The 22,084-nt window shown below is 59.3% G+C and carries 21 protein-coding genes; 6 read left to right on the top strand and 15 right to left on the bottom strand.

All coding sequences use genetic code 11. The annotated features are described in order from the left end of the window. Positions 1-103 precede the first annotated feature (103 nt). The 7 genes from ACIGDJ_RS04930 to ACIGDJ_RS04900 are packed head-to-tail and all read right to left on the bottom strand — an operon-like array spanning position 104 to position 8,442. A complete protein-coding gene (locus ACIGDJ_RS04930) occupies positions 104-1,153 on the bottom strand; it encodes an acyltransferase (protein WP_313005709.1) in 1,050 nt (349 codons plus the stop codon). 12 nt (positions 1,154-1,165) lie between these two features. Next, positions 1,166-2,269 (bottom strand): hypothetical protein, encoded by a 1,104-nt coding sequence (locus ACIGDJ_RS04925; RefSeq protein WP_101158852.1) that lies wholly within the window; start codon positions 2,267-2,269, stop codon positions 1,166-1,168. After that, a complete protein-coding gene (locus ACIGDJ_RS04920) occupies positions 2,260-3,492 on the bottom strand; it encodes a phosphoribosylaminoimidazole carboxylase (RefSeq protein WP_397478718.1) in 1,233 nt (410 codons plus the stop codon). The genes ACIGDJ_RS04925 and ACIGDJ_RS04920 overlap by 10 nt, the downstream gene beginning before the upstream one ends. After that, on the bottom strand, positions 3,489-4,601 hold the full coding sequence (locus ACIGDJ_RS04915) for a polysaccharide pyruvyl transferase family protein (RefSeq protein WP_397478717.1): 1,113 nt from the start codon (positions 4,599-4,601) through the stop codon (positions 3,489-3,491). Before ACIGDJ_RS04915 ends, ACIGDJ_RS04920 begins: the two co-directional genes overlap by 4 nt. Before the next feature lie 15 nt (positions 4,602-4,616). Further along, positions 4,617-5,699 (bottom strand): glycosyltransferase, encoded by a 1,083-nt coding sequence (locus tag ACIGDJ_RS04910; RefSeq protein ID WP_101158855.1) that lies wholly within the window; start codon positions 5,697-5,699, stop codon positions 4,617-4,619. A gap of 40 nt (positions 5,700-5,739) precedes the next feature. Then, entirely contained in the window at positions 5,740-7,962 is a 2,223-nt protein-coding gene (locus tag ACIGDJ_RS04905) for a polysaccharide biosynthesis tyrosine autokinase (protein WP_101158856.1), read from the bottom strand. Between the two features lie 39 nt (positions 7,963-8,001). Continuing rightward, positions 8,002-8,442: a low molecular weight protein-tyrosine-phosphatase gene (locus ACIGDJ_RS04900; protein ID WP_101158857.1), complete on the bottom strand. Its 441-nt coding sequence runs from the start codon at positions 8,440-8,442 to the stop codon at positions 8,002-8,004. A gap of 290 nt (positions 8,443-8,732) precedes the next feature. Here ACIGDJ_RS04900 and ACIGDJ_RS04895 point away from each other — a divergent pair, with 290 nt between their 5' ends. Next, on the top strand, positions 8,733-9,689 hold the full coding sequence (locus ACIGDJ_RS04895) for a glycosyl hydrolase family 5 (protein WP_397478716.1): 957 nt from the start codon (positions 8,733-8,735) through the stop codon (positions 9,687-9,689). 202 nt (positions 9,690-9,891) lie between these two features. After that, positions 9,892-10,818 (top strand): transaldolase, encoded by a 927-nt coding sequence (gene tal / locus ACIGDJ_RS04890; RefSeq protein ID WP_041477315.1) that lies wholly within the window; start codon positions 9,892-9,894, stop codon positions 10,816-10,818. 127 nt (positions 10,819-10,945) lie between these two features. On the opposite strand, the gene rssC is transcribed toward tal, so the two are convergent. The 3 genes from rssC to ACIGDJ_RS04875 form a co-directional block, all read right to left on the bottom strand. Further along, on the bottom strand, positions 10,946-11,428 hold the full coding sequence (gene rssC / locus ACIGDJ_RS04885) for an anti-sigma factor antagonist RssC (protein ID WP_003226553.1): 483 nt from the start codon (positions 11,426-11,428) through the stop codon (positions 10,946-10,948). Continuing rightward, positions 11,425-12,609, bottom strand: coding sequence for a two-component system response regulator RssB (gene rssB / locus ACIGDJ_RS04880; protein WP_101158859.1), 1,185 nt, complete (start codon positions 12,607-12,609; stop codon positions 11,425-11,427). Before rssB ends, rssC begins: the two co-directional genes overlap by 4 nt. 344 nt (positions 12,610-12,953) lie before the next feature. Beyond that, positions 12,954-13,643 (bottom strand): VacJ family lipoprotein, encoded by a 690-nt coding sequence (locus ACIGDJ_RS04875; protein ID WP_101158860.1) that lies wholly within the window; start codon positions 13,641-13,643, stop codon positions 12,954-12,956. Positions 13,644-13,841: 198 nt separating this feature from the next. Here ACIGDJ_RS04875 and ACIGDJ_RS04870 point away from each other — a divergent pair, with 198 nt between their 5' ends. Both ACIGDJ_RS04870 and ACIGDJ_RS04865 read left to right on the top strand, forming a co-directional pair. Further along, positions 13,842-14,462 (top strand): phosphatase, encoded by a 621-nt coding sequence (locus tag ACIGDJ_RS04870; RefSeq protein WP_101158861.1) that lies wholly within the window; start codon positions 13,842-13,844, stop codon positions 14,460-14,462. Positions 14,463-14,570: 108 nt separating this feature from the next. Further along, positions 14,571-14,834 (top strand): DUF4404 family protein, encoded by a 264-nt coding sequence (locus ACIGDJ_RS04865; protein WP_016775472.1) that lies wholly within the window; start codon positions 14,571-14,573, stop codon positions 14,832-14,834. A 161-nt stretch (positions 14,835-14,995) separates the two neighbouring features. Here the strand turns inward: ACIGDJ_RS04865 and queF are convergent, their stop codons facing one another. Together queF and ACIGDJ_RS04855 are read right to left on the bottom strand one after the other, a co-directional pair. Next, complete coding sequence (queF, locus tag ACIGDJ_RS04860; RefSeq protein ID WP_101158750.1) at positions 14,996-15,826, bottom strand: NADPH-dependent 7-cyano-7-deazaguanine reductase QueF; 831 nt, start codon at positions 15,824-15,826, stop codon at positions 14,996-14,998. A 61-nt stretch (positions 15,827-15,887) separates the two neighbouring features. Next, a complete protein-coding gene (locus ACIGDJ_RS04855; RefSeq protein ID WP_101158751.1) occupies positions 15,888-16,421 on the bottom strand; it encodes a plastocyanin/azurin family copper-binding protein in 534 nt (177 codons plus the stop codon). 168 nt (positions 16,422-16,589) lie between these two features. Between ACIGDJ_RS04855 and ACIGDJ_RS04850 the strand changes: the two genes are divergently transcribed. Together ACIGDJ_RS04850 and ACIGDJ_RS04845 are read left to right on the top strand one after the other, a co-directional pair. Further along, entirely contained in the window at positions 16,590-17,270 is a 681-nt protein-coding gene (locus ACIGDJ_RS04850) for a heavy metal response regulator transcription factor (protein ID WP_313005745.1), read from the top strand. Next, complete coding sequence (locus ACIGDJ_RS04845; RefSeq protein ID WP_313005748.1) at positions 17,270-18,616, top strand: heavy metal sensor histidine kinase; 1,347 nt, start codon at positions 17,270-17,272, stop codon at positions 18,614-18,616. The genes ACIGDJ_RS04850 and ACIGDJ_RS04845 overlap by 1 nt, the downstream gene beginning before the upstream one ends. A 119-nt stretch (positions 18,617-18,735) precedes the next feature. Here ACIGDJ_RS04845 and ACIGDJ_RS04840 read toward each other — a convergent pair whose 3' ends face one another. The 3 genes from ACIGDJ_RS04840 to ACIGDJ_RS04830 all read right to left on the bottom strand — a co-directional run bounded on the left by ACIGDJ_RS04840 (position 18,736) and on the right by ACIGDJ_RS04830 (position 21,985). Then, the gene (locus tag ACIGDJ_RS04840; RefSeq protein WP_313005751.1) at positions 18,736-19,980 is read right to left on the bottom strand and encodes a lipoprotein-releasing ABC transporter permease subunit; all 1,245 of its coding nucleotides are present in this window, start codon (positions 19,978-19,980) and stop codon (positions 18,736-18,738) included. Between the two features lie 63 nt (positions 19,981-20,043). After that, positions 20,044-20,742 carry a lipoprotein-releasing ABC transporter ATP-binding protein LolD gene (gene lolD / locus ACIGDJ_RS04835; protein WP_101158755.1) on the bottom strand — a complete coding sequence of 233 codons (699 nt, stop codon included), beginning with the start codon at positions 20,740-20,742 and terminating at the stop codon, positions 20,044-20,046. Then, positions 20,735-21,985, bottom strand: coding sequence for a lipoprotein-releasing ABC transporter permease subunit (locus ACIGDJ_RS04830; RefSeq protein ID WP_101158756.1), 1,251 nt, complete (start codon positions 21,983-21,985; stop codon positions 20,735-20,737). Before ACIGDJ_RS04830 ends, lolD begins: the two co-directional genes overlap by 8 nt. Between the last annotated feature and the right edge of the window lie 99 nt (positions 21,986-22,084).

Here is a 22,084-nt window from a genome sequence, read left to right as displayed (position 1 = left end):
TCCACTGTAGGAGCTGACGAGTGGAACGAGGCTGCGATCTTTTGATCTTTGCAAACCACGACAAAAGATCAAAAGATCGCAGCCTCGTTTCACTCGTCAGCTCCTACAGGGAGGATTGCGTCTGTACCACCGGGGTGATGGGCGCCAACGGTTTCCGCTTCGCCGCCCGCTCGCCGAGGAACAACACCGAGGTGAAATTGAACCGACTGAACACCCTCGCCAACAGCACCGGCCCGAGCAATCCGCAACTCAGACCACCGAGCACCAGCAAGCTCTCATCCTTCACGCCCAAGCGCCCGAGGACAAACCGCGAGGTCGCCGCGAACAACACATGAAAGAGGAAAATCGCATAGGAATATCCGCCCAGCCAGGTCAGCGCTTTCGAACGCATGTCACTGGACAGCAACGCGATGCAAGACACACAACCCACCGTCAAACCGATCACACTGCGACGATCAACAATCAGCTCACGATCGATCGCCGCGACATACAACAGCGTCAGCGAAATCAGCACAAACAGCAGCGGTCCGATCACTTTGAAACGCTGCTTCAACACCTCGACATTTTCCTGCCCGATCATCCCCGCAACAAAAAACGGCAGCAGGTAGATCGCACCGTTGATACCAAACGCATCCAGCGGCAACGGCGGCAGCAGAAACAACAGCGCGGCGAAGGCAAACAAGCCATACAGCCGCGCAGCCGAATGCAACAAACCGCGCCACTCCAGCAAGCCGACGCAGATGAAAATGATGAACACCGCCTGCAGGAACCAGAAGTGGTTGATCGGCACCCAGAACGACAGCAACGCGTCGATCACGCCGACATCCTTGTTCACCCCCGGCCCCACCGCTTGCAGCACCGAGAACGGCACGCCGACGCAGAACAGCGGCACGATCAGCCGTCGCACCTTGCCGGCAAAGAACGCGGAAAAGTCATTGCCGCGAATCTTGTAGATCGAATAGATGTAGCCGGAGATAAAGGTGAACAGCGGCATGCGCACGTACACCATCGAGTCGGCGATGACCCGGAACGGCGAGCCGATGTCGATCTTCAAGCCGCCGCCCAGCGGGCCGATGACGTGATAGAGCACCAGCAGCAGGCACGCCAGGCCGCGCAGGGTTTCGATTTCCAGGGATTTGTTCTTGCTCGACATAGAGCACCTGCCTTAAGTGAGAATTCTTGATTCGACCTGCACCGGTTTGTTCGCGCGCAGCATCAAGCCCAGGCCGACGAACAACACCGGCACCACCATCGAGAAATGCCGGGCGAAGGAGCCGAAGTCCGGCTCGAACAAGCCTTGCACCAACAGAAACGCCAGCGGAATCGCGATCAGTTCCTTGGGTTTGGTCTGGATCGGCGCGCCTTTGTAATCGGTCGAGGTGATGACCTTGAACAGCAGCAACGCGGTCATGATCATCAGCGCAACGAAGATCACCTGCCCCGGCCCGGACAGCAGAATCAGCTCAACCGGGAACGACAGGCGGAAGAAAATGATCATCGAATCCAGTGCCTGAGAGACGAAGTCGCTGCCGCTGAGCCACGAGACGATCAGCGACTTCGAGCCCTCCTCCCCAGCCGTGCGCAGTTCGTTGTTGCTGGCGCGAATCGACGACACCGGAAAGCCCAGCGCAATCTGAATGGCCATGGCCACCGCCAAATAGAACAGAAACAGCATCAGAAAGAAGGTGAAGCGCGATACGTACTTCTTCATCACGCAGACGCCGACCCACGACAGCGAAAACAGAATCCAGTACGGACGGATCAGCACGCCGTAGATCACCGCCGAGAGGAAAAAACCGCCGCGATATTTGCGTGTCAACGCGCTGAGCAAAATGCTCAACACCGCCACCGAGACGATGATTTCCTTGGTGAGGTTTTCAAGAAAAAACGAACGCACGATGCCCCACAGACACAAGGTGCCGAAGATCGTCAGCGGCATGCGCCGAAACACCACCACCGGAATCGCCGTGAGAAAGAAATTGCAGAACATGCCGTAGGCCCAGGCATTGGTCAGGTTGATCCCGGTGGGCCGCAGCAGGAACGCCGAACATTCGTAGGACGAGCGATCCGGCGAGAACGGGTTCCAGAAATTGCAGTTATCGGCACGTGCGTATGACGACCACAAGGTCATTGCATCCGGCCCCGGATCGCGCGGCACCAACAGCGGCATCGCCACTGACAGAAACAGCCCGGTGAACAGGATCAGAAAGGAAATCGACGAATCGAATGTGCGCCCGCGAAATTCAATGCGCGGCAGCTTCAGGCCCATGACAGCGCAGCCTTCTTTGCGCCGGTGACACGGGTCAACAACGCGATCACGCCAAGTTGCACGACGATGGCGAAGACGTTGCCCCACGCCGCGCCATAGATCGAGTAATGCTTGATCAGCACATAGCTGACCGGCACTGAAATCAGTAGACAGATCGCCGCGCTGGCCAGCGACACCCGGCTGTTTTTCGAGGCAATCAGACCGCCCCAGACGATGTCGCCAATCGCCCGCAAGGCGAAGGAAAAAATCAGCACCGCGAGGAGCGCGTTATCCGGACGCGGCACGCTGGCGGTGACGTAATCGAGCAACACATTGAAAAACACATAGATCGCCACGGCCACAACCGCAGAGACCACCAGCGAGCGCATCACCCATTTATTGACGAACAGTTGCCTGACCGTAAATGCCTGCTGATCGGCCTGAAACCGTTTGGCCAACACCGGAATGCCGACCACCGCCACCACCGCATACGACAACGCCTGCAAAGTATTGGCCGCTGACCACGCGTACACATATTTACCGAGGCTGGCGTAGGGTTCCAGATCGATGATCAGAAAGCGCTCGGCGTACTGACTCAGGGCGATCAGACCGGTGCCGAGATAGAACGGCAACCCGGCCTTCCACACCGTCGCGGCGTCCAGTGCCGCTGCGTCGCGGCCCTTGTGCACGTTCACCACGATCAGATAACCAGCGCCGATCACCAGCACGTTGGCAGCGACCCACAGCCACAACACACTGGCGATGCCCGCGACCCAGCCGAGCATCATGCCGCCCACCGCCAACACCGCCCACAGGCCGGTCTTGATGAAGAACAGCAAGGCGCCGGCGGTGGCTTTCTGCGCGGAAAACACGAAGGAATTGATTTCGAACGACAGGTGCTCGGTGAGCAGCACCAGAGTCACGCAAAGGATCAGGGTGGCGGTTGCTTCAACCGACTGAAACAGCGAATAGACCAGCACGGTCAGCACCGACAACACCAGCCCGACCGCCAGGTACAGCAGCAAGACCTTGTCGACGACTCGCCGCGAACTGCCGCCGACGCTGATCAGTCGGTTGATTTCGGAACTGAAGCCGACGCTGTAGAACTTCGACGCGATCAACGACGCTGCGACCACCACACCGTAAAAACCCAGCGCCTCGTATCCGAGGTAATGGGTGATGGCCAGCACCAGCAAGAACTTCGCGCCCAAGGCTCCGCCGCGAAGCAACAGCCGAAACATCATCGAACGACACCCTTGATGATTTCGTCCATGGCCACGGTTTTCGCCTCGATCTCGCGGCACGTGTCGGTCAGGCGCTTGCCGAAATCCGCCAAGGCATTGGGCGCGTAAACGGTGTTGATGATGGTGTCGACGTCGATGTCGCCGCCGTTGATCACCCAGTCCTCGACGCCCATGTCCTGATAAGCGCCAAAGCCTTTGCGCTCGTAGCTGATGTGATACGCCGGCACGCCGGAGAGCAGCGATTCGATGGCGCCGTGCAGACGCACCGAGATCACCAGGTCTGGCTGGTATTTGGCGATGGTTGCCTTCAGTGACAGCAGGTCTTCGTTGATGCCCAGCTCACGGTAGAACGCGCCGTCATCGTTGCCACGCACGGCGCTTTGCACGGCGCAGACCACTTTGCTTTTGTTCTTCAGACGCTGCAGCAGCAGTTTCAGGTTGGCCACATAAGCGACCTTCTTTTCTTTGCTCCACTCCGGTGGCTTGCGCAGCACCACGCACACGGTCGCCGGCGAAGCGGCGCAGCGGGTGAACTTCGGTTGCTGCAGAATCTTGCTGGCCAGCGACTGCACCGCCAGATCCGGCGCGCGATAGACGTTTTCGCAAGCATCGAAGATTGCCGAGGAGCGATTGTCGCGCACGAACACCGCATCAGCGCTGGCGTAATGCTCGACAATCTTGCTGCTCTCGCCGTGGAACGGGCCGATGCTCTGCGGCAGGTACACCGACGGCACTTTGCTGAGGATCGCGGTTTCCAGTTGCTTGGCGTGGCCGAGCTTCAGTTTGATGTGCTCGAAGGCGCTCTTCGAACGCATGTAACCGCCGCCAACACCGACGATCAGATCGGTTTTCTTCAGCAGATCAGCGAGCCCGGCATAGGACTGATTGAGAAACACCGCCTGCTTGACCCGGCCCAGACCTTTGGCCGCCATGACCGGCGCATCGAAACGCGGGTGCGGCAGATAATTGAACGACTCGGGATCGGACGCCACGACACTGATCGCGGTGTCTGCGCCGAAATTACGCTGCACCAGAGCAATGGCCAGATCGACGAGCAGACCGTCACCGGAGTTGGACGCACTGTAGCCATGCAAAATCGTTACGTTCATAAGCTTGAGTTCTACTTAATAAGTGGGAGCGTGATACAGGTCGTAGGTCTGGCGGATCATCAACGCGGCGCTGAAGCGTTCGCGGACAATGCTCCGGCCTTCGTTGCCGAGGTCGAGCAGGCGCGGTCTCTGGATGATCGTCAAAACATCGGCCAGCGCCTGGTGATCGCCGGACGGAAAGACGTAGCCGGACACTTCGTTGGTGACAAGCTCCGGCAGCGACGTGCAGTTGCTGGCAATCACCGGCAGCCCCATGGCCATGCCTTCCAGCGGCACCATGGCAAAGCCTTCCCAGCGACTCGGCACGATCAGCGCATCGGCTTTCTGATACAGCGCCTGCACTTCACTCGGCGTCACCCAGGGCAGGTATTCGACCGAATCCATCGGCGGACAGTCCACCGAATCCTCGTTGACCGCACTGCCAACCACGGTCAATTTCAAGTCGTTGCGCTTGACCTTGGCATAAGCCTTGAGCAGCACGTCGAAACCTTTCTGGTAATCCAGACGCCCGACGAACAGCAGATGAATCGGCTCGGCGCCAGCGCTCTTCGGCGCGTCGTCCTTGTGAGGGATGCCGTTGTAGATCAGCTTCATGCGCTTGCGATCGATGCCGAAGCGCGCGGCTTTATCCAACTCGTACTGGCTGACGCAAATGATCACGTCGGTGACTTTCTGCAGCACGCGCTCGATCCACGCATAGACCTTCTGCTTGGTCGGCGAGCTTTCCATCAGGAACGAAAACGCGTGCGGGCAATAAACGATTTTCGGCTTGCGCCATGGCCGCAACAGCACGCACACAACGCGGCCGATCACTCCGGAAAAGGTGCTGTGCAAATGCACGACATCGGGTTTTTCCTTGAGCAGCACCTGGCTCAGGCGCCAGGCGAACCGCAGCAGCGACGGCACGTTGCGGCCGCTGCGCGGGAATGTGCGCACTTGCTGCGGCGCGATGCCGTGCAGCTCCTTGGCCTGATCCTCGGGCACCAGATAGACCAGCTGATAATTCGCCGCGTCGTCTTCGGGCGATGCCGAAATCGTGCGGATCACCGTCGCCACGCCACCTTTGATCGTCTCTGCCACGTGCAGTATTTTTTTCACAACTCACCCACTTCAAACAGGAATGAACAATCGGCAACCATCAGGATTTGTCGGACGCGTATTCGTAGTTGTAATAGCCAGTGCCGCCGTAATAGCTGGCCGCACGCTTCTCGACGCCGTTGAACACCGCGCCTTTCAACTCGATACCGTTCTGGGCGAAGCGGCGAATGGTCAGTTCGATCTCTTTGGCCGGGTTCACCCCGAAGCGGGTGACGATCAGGCTGATGCCGGCCTCGCGACCGACAATGGCGGCATCGGTCACCGCCAGCAGCGGCGGCGTGTCGATGATGACCAGGTCGTACAGCTCGCTGAGCTGCGCCAACAGCTCGCGGAAGTTGGCGTGCATCAGCAACTCGGAAGGATTGGGCGGTACCTGCCCGCGACTGATGAAATGCAGGTTGTCGATCTCGACTTTGTTGATGGCCTGTTCGAGGGTGCAGCGCTTGACCAGCAGGTCGGACAGACCGTTGCTGATCGGTGTGTTAAGGGTTTTGTGCAGGTGCCCTTTGCGCATGTCGGCATCGATCAGCACCACGCGCTGGCCGCTCAGGGCCATGACCGCCGCGAGGTTGGACGAGACAAACGTCTTGCCGACCTGCGGGCTGGGCCCGGAAATCATGATGCGGTTGTTGGTCGAATCGAGGCCGGCGAAGTGCAGGCACGTGCGCAGGCTGCGGATCGATTCGATCGACAGATCTGTCGGGTTGCGCAGCGCCAGCAGGTAGGCCGGCTTGTCGACGCCATCGCGGGCGCGACCCTTTTTGCTGTCCTCTTCTTCCTGCAAGGCGCTGTAGGGAATCGACGCATACACCGGCAGGCCCAACTGCTCGATGCCTTCGGGGCCTTCGAGGCCACGGCTGAGGGATTTGCGCAGCAGCACCAGCGCCACACCGACAAACGCGCCGAGCAGCGTCGCGATCAACACGATCAGCGCTTTCTTCGGTTTGATCGGGTTGGTCAGGTCGACATCGGCGGTGTCGATCAGGCGTACATTGCCAACGGCCCCGGCGCGGACGATGTCGAGCTCTTGGGATTTGTTCAGCAACTGCGTGTAGATCTGCGAAGCCACTTCGACGTCCCGGGTCAGGTTGAGCAATTCCTGCTGCGTGGCCGGCAGGTCCTGGACCTTGCCTTCGAGCGATTTCTGCTGCTGGGTCAACTCGCCAATCTGCGTCATCAAAGCGCGATAGGCCGGGTGCTGTTTGGTGAACTTGCGATCAAGCTCGGCCTGCTGCATTTTCAGTTCGGAAATGCGCGTTTCCAGCGCCACCGACTGGCCCAGCACCGACTGGGTTTCCAGCGAGATATTCACGGTCTTGCCGTGGGTCTGGTAGGCATTCAAGGCGTCGCTGGCCTTGGCCAGATCACGCTTGACCTGGGGCAACTGGCTTTGCAAAAAGGCCAGGCTTTGCGCGGCTTCCGCCGAGGTGCGACGCACGTTTTGCTCGACGTAGAGCGAGGCGATCTTGTTCAGTATCTTCACCGCCTCGGCGGCGTCTGAGCTGGCCAGCGCCAAGCGGATGATCCCCGACTCCTTGCCCTGTTCGGAGATATCCAGCGCATCCTGATAGCCCTGGATGGTCACGATCCGTGGATTGCGCACCACTTGAAAATGCGTGCCGGGGTTAGCTGCCAGTTGCGAGATCTGCCCTTCTACACCGTCGTTGGCAAACGCTTCGCCAGCCACACCTTCGGCGAGCAGATTGTCGTTTTCATCGAACAGTTGGAAGCGCTGCTGCTCGCCGGCAATCAGCGTGAGTTTCTTGCCGAGCAGATCTTTCGGCAAGTCCAGCCGAGAGAACTCCAAGCGCTCACCGCCCCAGGCATAACTGTTCAAACCGAAACGCGGCGGCGCAACGCCGGTTTCGCTGTCACCGCGATAACGCCGCGAAAGGAAGCCGCCGATCAGCGGGAAAGTGTTGGGGGTGACGTCGATGTCCAGGCGCAGGTCGTCGACCGTTTTGCCGATCACCGCGCGGGATTTGATAATGCCGATTTCGGTCACCGACGGCGATTGCCCGCCAAGCATGCTGTTGAGGTCGGAGAAACCGAGCATGTCGTTCTTTTTCGGTTCGACCTGCACCAGCGCGTTCGCCAGGTACACCGGCGTTGCCAGAACCGCATAGGCGACGCCGGTGACCATGAAGGCACCGGTCAGCGCACCGATCAGCCACTTCTGGTCGATCAGGCTGCCGAAGATGCCGAGCAGATCAATACTGTCTTGATCATTGTCGCGAGTGCCGATTACGGACGGTAACTGCATAAGTCTGTTCTTACCATTCACTGTTCTGAAGAATATTCATCAATGTCCGAGACGCTTTACCCATGAACTAACTGCATCTTCAATCAATGCGTGGGCATGAATGAAAGCGGCCTTGCCTTGACGATACGGATCATGTATTTCGCGCTCGCTCTGCCATTTGCCGAGCAGAAACACTTTGCCTCTGGCGTGCGAGGCAATCTTCAGCACTTGATTGACGTGGGCCTTTTCCATCACCAGGATCAGGTCCGAGTCATTGACGATGTCCGAAGTCAGTTGCCGCGCCTTGAACGCCTCGGCGCAATGCCCGTGCTCTTCAAGAACCTGCCGCGCCGAGGCTTCCACCCCCTCGCCTACGCGGGCGGACAGGCCGGCGGAGGACACCTTGATGGCGGACGCGCCCAGTGCATTGCGCAGCAGCAGTTCAGCCGTCGGACTTCGGCATATATTGCCCACGCAGACAACGAGGATCTTTTTGAACAAGTCTTGCTTTCCTGTGTAATATCAAACAGCCAACATGCCGTAAAAAGTTAATGAACCCTCACGACTTTCCTGCACTCAGAAATAGCTTCGCCCTGTTAGTACAGGAACATTAAGTACCACAGCGTTTTAAGCCGCCCCAACCACAATTAGCGGACTAAAAATAACTGTGATTTTCAGTTGCTGTTTTCCTGACAAAAAATAACATTCGCGCACTTAGTGCTATCACCGTTATCGGAAATTGTGTGACGGGATAAATATTCGTAGTTGTCATTCTCTTCAGGAGAGCAGACATGAAAACAGCACAGCGCAATAAACTCGCCGCCCTCGCCCTGATGGCGCTCGGTGCCACCAGCCAGGTTCACGCCAGTGAGCTGTTCCCCAGCCTTCCGGCGAAAACCATCGGCGTGCAGGTGAAGATCCAGAGCTTCACCGCCGCCGATGCCGCGCAAATCAAAGCGGCCGGCTTCAGCTTTGTGCGCTTCGGCGTGTGGAGCGACAGCCTCACCGCGAAGACTTATCAGAAACAGGTTAGCGATGCCTTCGCCGCCGCCGCTTCCGCCGGGCTGCCAGTGCTGCTGACGGTGCGCGCAATCAAGGCTCTGCCGGCCACTTCGCCGGAGGAACTGAACGCCGCCGGCGGTAAGTTCGCCAACACCGTGACCGGGCTGGAAAAAACCTGGAGTTCGCAATTGGTGGCGATCGAAATCTGGAACGAGCCAGATCTGGAAACCTATTGGCCGACGCGCAATTTCGACACCACGTTCGTGCCGTTCATGGCCGGTATGTGCAAGAACCTCGAAGGTCAGCCGCAGACGACACCACGCGTCGGCTTCGGCTTTGCCCGGCCGCCAAGCGCGGGCTCGGCGTCGACGGTGGCGCTGGAAAGCATCGTCAGCGATTACCCCAAGTGCTTGAACGCCGTGTCCTATCACCCTTACGGCATGACCGCCACGCAGATCAGCAACGCGCAGACGTTCATTCAGCAGAACTTCAATCTGCCGGGTGTCATCAGCGAATGGGGAGTTTCGGCCCTCGCCTCCAACGGTGGTCCTGAGGGGCAAGCGACCAAAATCAACGCGTTTATTACCGACGTTAAACGCCTGAATATTCCCCTGACCTCTATCTATGAATGGCGGAACAGTGATTCAGGTAGTAACGATCGTGAGAAGAACTTCGGCTTTCTCACCTCTGACGGCCAGCCAAAACCGGCACGGTTGTCCGTGGAAGGTCTGTTGAACGCTGAGTGAGCCTTGGGCAACCGGTCTGTTCACAGGTCGGTTGCTTTGAACCTGTGGGCTGTTTTGGCATCGTATTCAGCGACACCGCGCCCCGCCTTTCAAACAATCGTTTTCAGGTTGTTGCCGCAGGGGCCTTCGATGCACGAATGCACCCTTGAGTGCCTGTCAGCGCTCGGGTAATGTCTTCAGACCCATAGGATAGAGCACGCCCATGACTTCCAAGCTGGAACAACTCAAACAGTTCACCACCGTGGTTGCCGACACTGGCGACTTCGAAGCGATCGCCCGAGTCAAACCGGTCGACGCCACTACCAACCCTTCCCTGCTGCTCAAGGCTTCGGCCATTCACGGCTATGCCGAACTGCTGAACGATTGCGTCCGCGACTGCAAGGGCGATGTCGGCCTGGCCAGCGACCGTTTCGGTGTCGCAGTGGGCAAGGAAATTCTCAACGTGGTTCCGGGCCGCATCTCCACCGAAGTGGATGCGCGTCTGTCCTTCGACCAGGATGCAATCCTCAAGCGTGCGCATCGCCTGATCGAGCTGTACGACAAGGCCGGCGTCGGCCGCGACCGCGTGCTGATCAAGATCGCCTCGACCTGGGAAGGCATCCGCGCTGCCGAGATCCTCGAGAAGGAAGGCATTCAGACCAACCTGACCCTGCTGTTCTCCTTCGCCCAGGCCGCCGCCTGCGCCGATGCCGGGGTGTTCCTGATCTCGCCGTTCGTGGGCCGTATCTACGACTGGTACAAGAAGGCCAACGGCAACGACTACACCGGCGCCGATGATCCCGGCGTGCAGTCGGTGACGCGCATCTACAACTACTACAAGGCCAATGACTACAAGACCGTGGTCATGGGCGCCAGCTTCCGCAACATCAACCAGATCGAACAACTGGCCGGCTGCGATCGTTTGACCATCAGCCCGGAACTGCTGGAGAAGCTGGCCGCCGACACCGGCAAGCTGGAACGCAAACTGGCGCCGGGCAATGCCGGTGAAGCGCGTCTGAGCCTCAATGAAGCGCAATTCCGCTGGTTGTCCAACGAAGACGCGATGGCCACCGAGAAACTGGCTGAAGGCATCCGTCAGTTCGCCCGCGATCAGGAGAAGCTCGAAGCGCTGTTGCAGGCCAAGCTGTGATTTGAGTTTGTAGAATGCAAAAAGGGCGAACCTGTGAGGGTTCGCCCTTTTTCATTCTGCATTGAGAGGCGCGTTGACCGAACTGAAGCCTTCGCGAGCAAGCCCGGACACCATCAAATTCACGAGATCAATGTCTTTCCAGCGCATTCACCAGATCATGAAACGCTTCACGATTGGAATCGTTAAGGCCCATGAGAATCTTGTGCGCTTCCAGCACTTTGATCCGCACCACTTCTTCGGATTGGTCCTGGTCCGGCAAATCGTCCAGGCACTCCGGGCAAGGCACCGGGTGATTGACGATGTTGAACACCTGCTCGAAACCCATCGACTGCAACAGCCGAGTAATGTCTTCGTGGGTGGTGACAACCGTCGGCAACAGGCCGACCTTCTGCCGCGACAGGATCGACAGTTTGGCCAGCAGGCCCAACGTCGTGCTGTCGATGCTGCGGGTTTCGGTCAAATCGATCACGATCGCGTTGAAATTCAGCGCGGTGAAGATTTTCTCAATAGTCGCATCCAACGCCGAACACAGGGTCAGGCGAACTTCACCGACGAACTTCAGGACGAACGTGCCGTCCTGCTCGGCGAACTGGATTCTACCGGTACTCATTGAAGATTCCTGCTCAACACCAACAGGGCGATATCATCCGGCATCTCCCCTAGCGTGGCCAAACCAAACACTTGCCGCAGACCATCCAGGCTGCCGCCCGCCAACTTCACCCGCTCGGGCAAAGCAGCTTCTTTTTCTTTGAGCGTTGCTTCTGGCAAAAGGTCCAGAATGCCATCAGACATCAGCGTCAGGCTGAACGTCGGTGGCAGCTCGAGCACGTGGTCTTCGTAGGTGGCTTCATTGAACAGCCCCACCGGCAGACCACGGCCTTCGAGATAACGAACACTGTCAGGCGTGTACAACACAGGCAAAGGCAGATGGCCGCCAATGCTATAGGTCAACAAACCGGTCTCCTCGTCGATGACTCCACCGACCATTGTGACGTGTTTACCCAGCTTACAACTGATCAGCCCCCGGTTGATATGACCGAGCACTTCCGAAGGCTTGAACTCCGGCAAGGTACCGCTGCGTTTCGACTCGAAGAGCAAACGCGTGGTCATGAATTTCAACAGCACGGTGACGAAGGCTGATGACGCGCCGTGACCGGAAACATCCGCCAGGTAAAACGCAACCCGGCGCTCATCGACGCGGAAATAGTCGACAAAATCACCCGACAGGTACAACGACGGGATGATCTGGTGGGCAAAGTGGAATTCGTCAATGCTCCACGGACTTTCCGGCAGCATGTTCATCTGCACCTGGCGACCGGCGTTCTGGTCTTCCTGAAGCAGGTTCAGGCTGGCTTCCAGCTCCCGGTTGGCCTTCTCCAGCTTCTCGCGGTAACGCTGGTTTTCCAGCAACAGCCGCGCACGATCCAGGGCCCGGCGCACGGAGTGCTCGAGCACAGCCAGATCTTCGAGAGGCTTGATCAGGTAATCCGCCGCGCCCAGGCGCAGGGCCTCGACCGCGTCGTTCATCACCCCGGCACCGGAGACGACGATCACCGGTGTCTCTGGCGAGCGCTCGGTGACCTGACGGATCAGTTCCAGACCGCCCATCTGCGGCATGCGCAGATCGCAGATGACCAGATCGGGCTCGTCTTGCTCGAATACCTGAAGACCCTGTTGACCGTTGCCGGCCTGCAGGACGCTGAAACCACTGTCTTCCAGATAGGCCGCGAGACTCGCGCGCACTACCTCGTCATCATCGATTATCAGCAGCGTGGCACTGGTTTTTGGCATGTGGGCAAACGGCGCCAGAATTAGGTTGGCGTAGTGAGCGGGGCAACGGCCCTGCGCAGACTACTGGATTCGCTTTCTAGCCTCTCTGCTGCAACGCTTTCAAGCATTCGCCTGGCGCGCGGTTTTAAACAGAGGTGCCCTTCTAAGGCGCAGACGGTACTCCCATCCGCAGAGCGTTTCAAGCATGCGCCGATTGTCGCTTGACGACTTTGTTTGTCAAATCACCGGGAGTTATAAGAACAGCTCCAACCGTAACCCGATGGAAGGTAGCGGCCGTTGCAGGCGACGCTCTGGCGCGGACAAAAAAGGCGACCCGAGGGTCGCCTTTCTGTCACCGGTCGAAATCAGAAATCGTCTTCGACCTGACCGTCCTTCACCTTGAACTCGCGGTTCTGCAGGTAAGCGTTGCGGATGAAGGTGTATTTGTCGCCGCTGATCAGCTTCTCGCTCGACAGCAGGCTGGCGCGGGTGTCGACGATGTTCAGGCCGAAGATCGAGTTACGCGTCGGCACGTGATCGATGTAGCGGTACATGCCAGTGTAGCTGTCGACGTACTTGGACGGCGCGTCCCGCAGGGTGCTCGGGCCCATCAGCGGCAACATCACGTAGGGACCGCTGCCCACGCCCCAGTAGCCGAGGGTCTGGCCGAAATCTTCGTCGCTGCGGTTCAGGCCCATTTTGGTGCCGACGTCGAAGAAGCCGAGCAGACCGAAGGTAGTGTTGAAAATCAATCGGGCGGTATCAACGCCCGCGGCAGCCGGTTTGGCCTGCAGAATGTTGTTCGCCAGGTTGGTGACGTCACCGACGTTGCGGAACATGTTGTGGATGCCGTCTTCGACAAACTGCGGGGTGACGAACTCATAACCTTGCGCCAAAGGCTTCAGCGCGTAGGTGTCAACGAAGTCGTTGAACTGGAAAATCGGCCGGTTGACGCTTTCCCAAGGGTCTTCTTCGGTGGCCGCCTGGGTGGCGAACGGCGCCAGCAACAGGCTGGCACATACACTTAGCTGAGTGAGCGAAGGGCTCCAGCGCATAGAAAAACTCCTTGGATTTGATACTGGCGCAGACCTCTCGGCCCGGGCATTAAGGCCGCTAGTATAAGCGCAAACGGCGATTTGGGCAGTGCGCCGCTGCAAGGATATGCAGGAAGTTTCCTCCGTCGACTTTCACAGGGCTGTCATGCAACTGTCACCCCCGCACCCTAGTCTTGGCGTTATTTCAGGGACGTTGCCATGACTCACGCCGAAACCTTGCCCGTCGCCGCGCCCAGTCTGACTGCCGTACTGTTCGGCCTGAGCGGTTGCCTGGTGGATTTCGGCGCCCGCGCCGCGCAAGAGCTCGACGCCCAGCCGGAACATGCCAAAACTACGCCCGGCGCACTCGATAGCCTGAAAAGTTTGCAGCGCCAGGGAATTCCCTGCGCGTGGCTCGACGAACTGCCCGCTGCCCTCGCTCGGTCACTGGCCGCCGCGCTGCCGGACTGGATCAAACCGACGCAACATTCAGCAACAATGAATCCGTGGCCAGCCCCCAATGCGTGCTGGCAAGCGTTGATGGATCTGAACATCGACCGCCTCGACGGTTGCGTGCTGGTCAGCGGTGAGCCGCGTCTGTTACAGGCCGGCCTGAACGCAGGGCTATGGACGATTGGCCTGGCGTCCTGTGGATCACTGTGCGGCCTGAGCCCACGCGAATGGCAGGCCCTCTCGCAAAAGGAACGCGAACAGTTGCGCGGCAGGGCCACCGTGCAGTTGTTCAGCCTGGGTGTGCATTCGGTGATCGATCACCTCGGCGAACTCGATGCCTGTCTCGCCGACATCAGCCTGCGCCGTGCCAAAGGCGAAAAGCCCTGACCGGCGTCATGCAGGTTTACCGAGAGTGGATTAATCTAAAGGTCAGCCATAGACCTTTGGCGCGCGGCTGCGGTCAATGCCAGTGCCTATTGATAAAAGGAAACCACCATGCCCGCCCAAGAACTGCAAAAACAGCTCGATACCCTGCGCGAGCAGCTGGAACACAATCCACCGCTGTCGGAAGCCGAACGTGAAGATCTGCATGCGCTGATGGCGCAGATCGAATCGGAAATCCAGTTGGAAACTGCCACTCAGGACGCGAGCATCGCCGACGGCGTGAACCTGGCGGTCGAGCGCTTCGAAGTCGAACACCCGGCGATCGCCGGCACCCTGCGCAATATCATGAATACGCTGGGCAGCATGGGCATCTGAGCCCCGCCGGAAAAAAGCCCTGCCAGCGATGGCAGGGCTTTTTCATTTTGAACGCGGTCAAATGTGGGAGCGGGCTTGCTCGCGAATGCGGGGTTTCATTTAACAATGATGTCGACTGACACAACGCTTTCGCGAGCAAGCCCGCTCCCACATTGGGTAGTTTATTGGCGTACGAGGCGGTGGTTCGGCAGCTGTACGCTTTCGGTACTGCGATACGGATTGATATCCAGCCCACCCCGCCGCACATAGCGCGCAAACACCGTGAGTTTCTCCGGCTTCAACAACCGCTGCAGATCAAGAAAGATCCGCTCCACGCACTGCTCATGGAAGTCAGAGTGCTGGCGGAAGCTGACGATGTATTCGAGCAGGCTGGCGTGATCCAGCGCTGCGCCGCGATAGTCCACTACCACGCTGCCCCAGTCCGGCTGGCTGGTCACCGGACAGTTGGATTTGAGCAGATGGCTGTGCACGCTCTCTTCAACAATTCGCGAATCGTCGCAACGCAGCAGCTCCGGGCGTGGGTGTTCGTAGTTGCTGACGCTGATATCCAGATCGTCGATGCACACACCCGGCAATGCCACAACGCCTTCAGCTTCCACGTCTTTCAAACTGCGCACCCGCACGCCCACCGGTTTGCCGGCAGCGGCGGACAGATCCTTGACCAGCGTCGCTTCCAATGTCGCGACGTCGGCGAACGGCGTTTGGTTCAGCGAGTTGAGGTAGAGCTTGAACGACTTCGATTCGATGATGTTCGGCGAGTCCGCCGGGATGCTGAATTCAGCGATCGCCACCACCGGTTTGCCCGAGGGCAGCAGCCACGACAGTTCGAAGCAGTTCCAGAAATCCACACCTTTATAAGGCAGGGTTTCGGCGGTCAGGCCCAGCTCGGCCCATTTCGCGGTGCGCGGAATCGGGAACAACAGGGACGGCGTGTAAGTGGCGATGTATTCGCTGGATTTGCCCAGCGGCGAATGTTCGGCTGCGGGATGCATGGCGGAAACCTGACTGAAGAATCAGCGGATTCTACCAGCCTTTGCCCGCGCCTTTGAGTGCTTACTGACTGACTGTCAATTTGCCGACCATCCCCGCCTGATAATGCCCGGGAATATTGCAGGCAAACTCGAGCGCCGTGGCCTTGCTGAAAGTCCAGGTCAGCTCGGCGGTTTTACCCGGCTCGACCAACACGCTGTTGGGGTCGTCATGCTGCATGCCATGGCCCATCGCTGCGTGATCCATGCCTGCCACGTCGTGGGACATTTCCTTAATTCCAGTAGGCGTGAGCATGCCGCTTTGCTGCATCTGCAACATTTCCTGCTGGTGACTGGCATGCATCGCCGCATCACCGAGGTTGAATTCATGCAGCAACTGGCCTTTATTCACCAGCACAAAGCGAACCGTCTCACCGGCCTTGATCTGTATGGTTTTCGGATCGAAGTTCATGTCGCCCATGACGATCTCGATACTGCGTGAGGCCTGACTCGCGGCAGCCGGCTGGCCGAAGGCGAAGGCGTGCGCCGGTGTCGCCGAGACGGGCGAGCTCAATGCGAGCAGACAGGCGGCTAACGTCAGGGATAAACGAAAAAACATGGTCAGGCTCCAACAAGAGGAAGTTCAGCTTGTGGGAAACTCTAACCACCCTGCACTGGCATCGACCTGACAGGCAGATTACAACTTTGTCAGCTTGGCGCTTATTGCTCGCTCTCAAGGTATAACGCCCTCGCCCGTTATTCATCCCGAACCAGCCCCGAGTCGCCCATGAAACTGTTGATCGTCGAAGACCAAGCGAAAACCGGCCAATACCTGCGCCAGGGCCTGACCGAGGCCGGGTTCAATACCGAGCTGGTGGCCGACGGCAACAGCGGCCAGCAATTGGCCTTGAGCGGCGAGTACGCGCTGCTGATCCTCGATGTGATGCTGCCCGGGCGCAGTGGCTGGCAGATTGTCCAGGCGGTACGCAGTGCCGGGCTGGACACACCGGTACTTTTTCTGACCGCCAAAGACGCGGTGGAGGACAGGGTTCACGGCCTTGAACTGGGCGCCGATGATTATCTGGTCAAGCCCTTCGCCTTTTCCGAACTGCTTGCGCGGGTGCGTAGTCTGTTGCGCCGCGGCAGCGCCACGCCGCAGGAAACCAGCCTGCAACTGGCTGATCTGCGTCTTGACCTGATCCGCCGCCGCGTCGAACGCAGTGGCCAGCGCATCGACCTGACCGCCAAAGAGTTCGCCCTGCTGGAAATGCTCTTGCGCCGTCAGGGCGAAGTGTTGCCGAAGTCGCTGATCGCTTCGCAGGTCTGGGACATGAATTTCGACAGCGACACCAATGTCATCGAAGTAGCGATTCGTCGGTTGCGCCTGAAGGTCGACGACGATTTCCCCAACAAGCTGATCCACACCGTGCGCGGCATGGGTTACGTGCTCGAGGAGCGCGCGCTGTGATGCGTCGATTGTCCTTGAGCACACGTCTCGCCCTGCTGTTTGCCGCCTGCACCGCGGTGGTTTCGCTGCTCGCCGGGGTCCTGTTCGACCGCGCCAGCGAGGCGCACTTCATCGAACTCGACCAACAGCAACTGGAAGCTCAGCTGATCGGCCTGCGCCGCGCTTTGCAGGATCTGCAGCCTGCTCAGCGCGAAGCGCGGCTGGCCGATGAGCTCAGCCGTCAGGCGGATCTGTCGCTGCGCATTACCAGCGGCGACGGTCAGCACTGGTACGACAGCTCGGTTCAAATCCCGAAGAATCTGCCGCTGCTAACCGGACTGTCGACCATCAGCCATGAAGGGACCGACTACCGCGTACTTCGCGCCCCACTCTACCCGGAGACCATGGATTCGCCGCAGCTGACGTTGCTCCTGGACATCACCCATCACCAGCATTTTCTTGAGCGCATGCAGCATCTGATCTGGCTCACCGTCGGCCTGTCAGCGCTAGCCACGGCCCTGCTCGGTGCCTGGGCCGCGCGCAGCGGTCTGCGCCCGTTGCGACGAATGAGCGCGGTGGCCCGTGGGATTTCTGCGCAATCGCTGAATGCCCGACTGCCTGAAGAGAAGATGCCGCCAGAGCTTGCGGAAATGGCCCACAGCTTCAACGCCATGCTCGCACGCCTCGACGACTCGTTTCAGCGTCTTTCGGCGTTCTCTGCCGACATAGCCCATGAACTGCGCACGCCACTGTCGAACCTGCTGACACACACTCAGGTCACCCTCACCCGCCCTCGCCCGCTCGAAGACTATCGCGAAGCGCTGCACAGCAACCTCGAAGAACTGCAATGGATGGCGCAACTGGTCAACGACATGCTCTATCTGGCCAAGGCTGACCACGGTTTGCTGATGCCCACCCGCGAACCGCTGGAATTGGCGGATGAGGCGGACATGTTGCTGGAGTTTTTTGCACCATTGGCCGAAGACGTCGGCGTGAGTTTGAGTCGTGAGGGCGAGGCGCACATCGAAGGTGATCGCGGCATGTTGCGCCGGGCCTTGTCGAATCTGCTGGATAACGCGCTGCGGTTTACCCCGCCTCAAGGTTATGTGCGGTTGAGCATCGTCGATCAGGCGAACGCTGTTTGCGTCTGCGTCGAGAACAGTGGTCAGGGAATTTCAGCGCAGGTGTTGCCACGTTTGTTTGACCGGTTCTATCGAGCGGATCCGGCGCGGCAGGAAGGCAGTAGTGAGCATGCCGGGTTGGGCTTGGCGATCACTCAGTCGATCGTGCGGGCCCATGGCGGGACGATTCATTGCGAATCTGGAGCGGGTTGGACGCGGTTTGTAATCGAGTTGCCTCGGACCTGATCGTTCCCACGCTCTGCGTGGGTATGCAGCCCGGGACGCTCCGCGTCCCTTCAAGAGCCGAACGCAGAGCGTCCGTTGAGGCATTCCCACGCAGAGCGTGGGAACGAGCATGGAGTCGCTTACGAATATCTCAAGGCATGCGCCGGTTCGATCTTCGCCGCTCGCCATGCCGGATACACCGTCGCCAGAAAGCTCAGAATGAAACCCGCCGAGCAGATCAACAGCACATCGCCGCCCTGCAGTTCCGAAGGCAGGTTGCTGACGAAGTACACGTCCGAACTGAAGATGTGCTGGCCTGTCACGCGCTCGACCCAGCCGACCATCTCGCTGACATTGAGCGCGGCAATCACGCCCAGCACACCGCCAATGATGGTGCCGACAATACCGATCACCGTGCCCTGCACCATGAAGATCGCCATGATCTGCCGCGGCGTAGCGCCGATGGTGCGCAGGATCGCGATGTCGGCGCCTTTGTCGTTCACCACCATGATCAACGTCGCGATGATGTTGAACGCCGCTACCGCGACGATCATCAGCAACAGCAGGCCGATCATGGTTTTTTCCATCTTCATCGCGCTGAACAGGCTGCCCTGGGTGTGGGTCCAGTCGTCAGCCTTGAAGTCGGCACCGAGGCCACCGGCAATGTCCGCAGACACCTTCGGCGCGGCGTACAGATCCTTGACCGCCAACCGCACGCTCTGCACCTGATTCGGCTGCCAATGCTGCATGGCCGCAGCGTCGGCAACGTGGATCAGGCCCATCGAGCCGTCCAGCTCGGCGCCGACCTTGAACACGCCAACCACATTCAGGCGCTGCATGCGCGGGGTGATACCGCCCGGCGCGGTACTGACTTCCGGAACGATTAGGGTGATCTTGTCGCCAACATTGAGGCGAAAACGCCGCGCGGTGATTTCACCGATCACCACACCGAATTCGCCCGGCTTCAAGGCATCCAGACGCCCTTGGACGATGTGCTGAGCAACGATCGAGACCTTGCCTTCCTGCGCCGGATCGACGCCGCTGATCTGGATCGGCTGCATCGAACCCTTGTAGGAAAGCATGCCTTCCATTTCAGTGAACGGCACGGCGGCGGTCACTTCGGGGTTTTTCATCGCGGCGGCGGCCACCGGCTGCCAGTCGTCGATCGGCTTGACGCCGACGATGGTCGCGTGCGGCACCATGCCGAGGATGCGCGAGCTCATTTCGCGCTGGAAGCCGTTCATCACCGACAGCACCACGATCATCGCCAGGACGCCGAGGGCGAGGCCGATCATCGAGGTCATCGAAATGAACGAAACAAAGCGATTGCGGCGCTTGGCGCGGGTATAGCGCGTGCCGATAAAGATCGATAACGGTCTGAACATTCGCTGGGGCACCGTATAGAAATAAAAGACCCGGCGCCCTTACGGGCGCCGGGTTTCAGCCAGTCAGATGGGAGTCAGGCAACCTTCCTGCAATTGCAGGACGCGGTCCATCTGGCGAGCCAGGTTCATGTCATGCGTCACCACCAGGAACGCCGTGCGCATCGACGTGCTCAGCTCCAGCATCAGATCCTGAATGCCTTCGGCGGTGTGCAGGTCGAGGTTGCCGGTTGGCTCGTCGAGCATCACCAGCCCCGGGTTGTTGACCAGGGCGCGGGCGATGGCCACACGCTGACGTTCGCCGCCGGACAGTTCCGCCGGCTTGTGTTCCAGACGATGGCCGAGACCGACACGCTCGAGCAACGCCGTGGCACGCTGACGCGCCTCCGGGATTGGCGTCTTGCCGATCAACAGCGGCATGCAGACGTTTTCCAGCGCGGTGAATTCCGGCAGCAAATGGTGGAACTGGTAAACGAAACCAAGGGCGCGGTTACGCAGCAAACCGCGCTTCTTCTCGCTCAGGGCCGAAAGCTCTTCGCCATCGAGCCAGACGCTGCCCTTGCTCGGCGTATCGAGACCGCCGAGCAGGTTGAGCAAGGTACTCTTGCCGGAGCCGGATTTGCCCACGATCGCTACACGCTCGCCCGGGTGCAACTCCAGTTGCAGGCCGGCCAGCACTTGTACCGACTCAGGCCCCTCCTCGTAGGATTTGCCCAGGTTACGGCAGCTCAGAATTGCTTGTTCGCTCATGCCCGACTCACTCATAACGTAACGCCTCCGCCGGCTGGGTGCGCGCGGCACGCCAGGCGGGATACAGGGTGGCGAGGAAACTCAGGACCAACGCAGCGGCGCAGACCATGACGACGTCCTGGCTTTGCACCTGCGAAGGAAGATAATCGATGAAATACACGTCAGCATTAAGGAATTTGTGGCCGATCAACCCTTCAAGCGCCGAAATGGCCGCACTGACATTCAGTGCCGCAAGGATCCCGACCACCGCGCCGATGGCCGTGCCGACCACGCCGATCACCGTGCCCTGAACCATGAACGTGCGCATGATGGTGCCCGGCGTCGCGCCGAGGGTACGCAGAATGGCGATGTCACCCTTCTTGTCGTTCACCACCATCACCAGCGTGGAAATGATGTTGAACGCGGCGACGGCGACGATCAGCAGCAACAGCAGGCCGATCATGGCTTTTTCCATGCGGATCGCCTGATACAGGTTGCCGTGAGTGCGAGTCCAGTCGCGGGCGTAATAACGATCTTCGCCGAGCTGCTGGGCGATGTTCCACGCCTCGCGCGGGGCCTGGAACAGATCGTCGAACTTCAGCCGCAGGCCCTGCACCTGATCGGCTTTCCAGCGGTGCATCTTGGCCAGGTCCTGCAGGTTGGTCACGCCCAGGTAGCCGTCGAGCTCGCCGGCACCGACGTGGAAAATCCCGACCACGGTGAAACGCTTCATGCGCGGGAACATGCCTGCCGGGGTGACGCTGACTTCGGGCGCGACGAAGGTGATCTTGTCACCGATACCAACGCCGAGCTTGGTCGCGGCCTTGTCGCCGATGACGATGCCGAAGCTACCCGGTGTCAGGTCGTCGAGTTTGCCCTGCTTCATGAAGTTGTCGATGATCGACACATTGCGCTCGAGCGCAGGATCAATGGCATTGAGCAGCACTTTGGAGACCTGACCGTTGTTGGTCAGCAAACCCTGCATCTGGGTGAACGGCGCTACTGCCGTCACCTGCCGGTTCTGCTTGACCTTGTCGGCCAGGCTCTGCCAGTCGTTGATCGGCTCGCCGGTCTCAAGGGTGGCGTGGGGCACCATGCCCAGCACGCGGGTGCGCATCTCATGATCGAAGCCATTCATCACCGACAACACGACAATCATCACGACCACGCCAAGGGCGAGTCCGATCATCGAAGTCAGGGAAATGAAGGACACAAAATGATTGCGACGCTTTGCACGGGTATAACGCGTGCCGATAAATACGAAGAGAGGTCTGAACATGTCGGGTCTTGTTCGGAGGGAAAAGGAACGTCCTTGTGGCGGGGGTCGAAAACCAGCTGTACACTCAGACCACCGCCGCTACCATGGGTTCGCCATGCC

It is taken from the genome of Pseudomonas sp. NPDC079367 (assembly GCF_044542195.1).
Classification (GTDB): Bacteria; Pseudomonadota; Gammaproteobacteria; order Pseudomonadales; family Pseudomonadaceae; genus Aquipseudomonas.
This window is presented reverse-complemented; position numbering and strand designations above follow the sequence as displayed.

What these genes read in the sequence shown, in the direction of transcription:
- ACIGDJ_RS04930 (WP_313005709.1), bottom strand. Translation starts at nt 1,153, where the DNA reads ATGTCGAGCAAGAACAAATCCCTGGAAATCGAAACCCTGCGCGGCCTG.
- rssC (WP_003226553.1), bottom strand. Translation starts at nt 11,428, where the DNA reads ATGAGTACCGGTAGAATCCAGTTCGCCGAGCAGGACGGCACGTTCGTC.
- ACIGDJ_RS04830 (WP_101158756.1), bottom strand. Translation starts at nt 21,985, where the DNA reads ATGTTCAGACCTCTCTTCGTATTTATCGGCACGCGTTATACCCGTGCA.
- ACIGDJ_RS04855 (WP_101158751.1), bottom strand. Translation starts at nt 16,421, where the DNA reads ATGTTTTTTCGTTTATCCCTGACGTTAGCCGCCTGTCTGCTCGCATTG.
- rssB (WP_101158859.1), bottom strand. Translation starts at nt 12,609, where the DNA reads ATGCCAAAAACCAGTGCCACGCTGCTGATAATCGATGATGACGAGGTA.
- ACIGDJ_RS04865 (WP_016775472.1), top strand. Translation starts at nt 14,571, where the DNA reads ATGCCCGCCCAAGAACTGCAAAAACAGCTCGATACCCTGCGCGAGCAG.
- ACIGDJ_RS04870 (WP_101158861.1), top strand. Translation starts at nt 13,842, where the DNA reads ATGACTCACGCCGAAACCTTGCCCGTCGCCGCGCCCAGTCTGACTGCC.
- ACIGDJ_RS04850 (WP_313005745.1), top strand. Translation starts at nt 16,590, where the DNA reads ATGAAACTGTTGATCGTCGAAGACCAAGCGAAAACCGGCCAATACCTG.
- ACIGDJ_RS04840 (WP_313005751.1), bottom strand. Translation starts at nt 19,980, where the DNA reads ATGTTCAGACCGTTATCGATCTTTATCGGCACGCGCTATACCCGCGCC.
- ACIGDJ_RS04925 (WP_101158852.1), bottom strand. Translation starts at nt 2,269, where the DNA reads ATGGGCCTGAAGCTGCCGCGCATTGAATTTCGCGGGCGCACATTCGAT.
- ACIGDJ_RS04905 (WP_101158856.1), bottom strand. Translation starts at nt 7,962, where the DNA reads ATGCAGTTACCGTCCGTAATCGGCACTCGCGACAATGATCAAGACAGT.
- ACIGDJ_RS04875 (WP_101158860.1), bottom strand. Translation starts at nt 13,643, where the DNA reads ATGCGCTGGAGCCCTTCGCTCACTCAGCTAAGTGTATGTGCCAGCCTG.
- ACIGDJ_RS04895 (WP_397478716.1), top strand. Translation starts at nt 8,733, where the DNA reads ATGAAAACAGCACAGCGCAATAAACTCGCCGCCCTCGCCCTGATGGCG.
- lolD (WP_101158755.1), bottom strand. Translation starts at nt 20,742, where the DNA reads ATGAGTGAGTCGGGCATGAGCGAACAAGCAATTCTGAGCTGCCGTAAC.
- ACIGDJ_RS04920 (WP_397478718.1), bottom strand. Translation starts at nt 3,492, where the DNA reads ATGATGTTTCGGCTGTTGCTTCGCGGCGGAGCCTTGGGCGCGAAGTTC.
- queF (WP_101158750.1), bottom strand. Translation starts at nt 15,826, where the DNA reads ATGCATCCCGCAGCCGAACATTCGCCGCTGGGCAAATCCAGCGAATAC.
- tal (WP_041477315.1), top strand. Translation starts at nt 9,892, where the DNA reads ATGACTTCCAAGCTGGAACAACTCAAACAGTTCACCACCGTGGTTGCC.
- ACIGDJ_RS04915 (WP_397478717.1), bottom strand. Translation starts at nt 4,601, where the DNA reads ATGAACGTAACGATTTTGCATGGCTACAGTGCGTCCAACTCCGGTGAC.
- ACIGDJ_RS04845 (WP_313005748.1), top strand. Translation starts at nt 17,270, where the DNA reads ATGCGTCGATTGTCCTTGAGCACACGTCTCGCCCTGCTGTTTGCCGCC.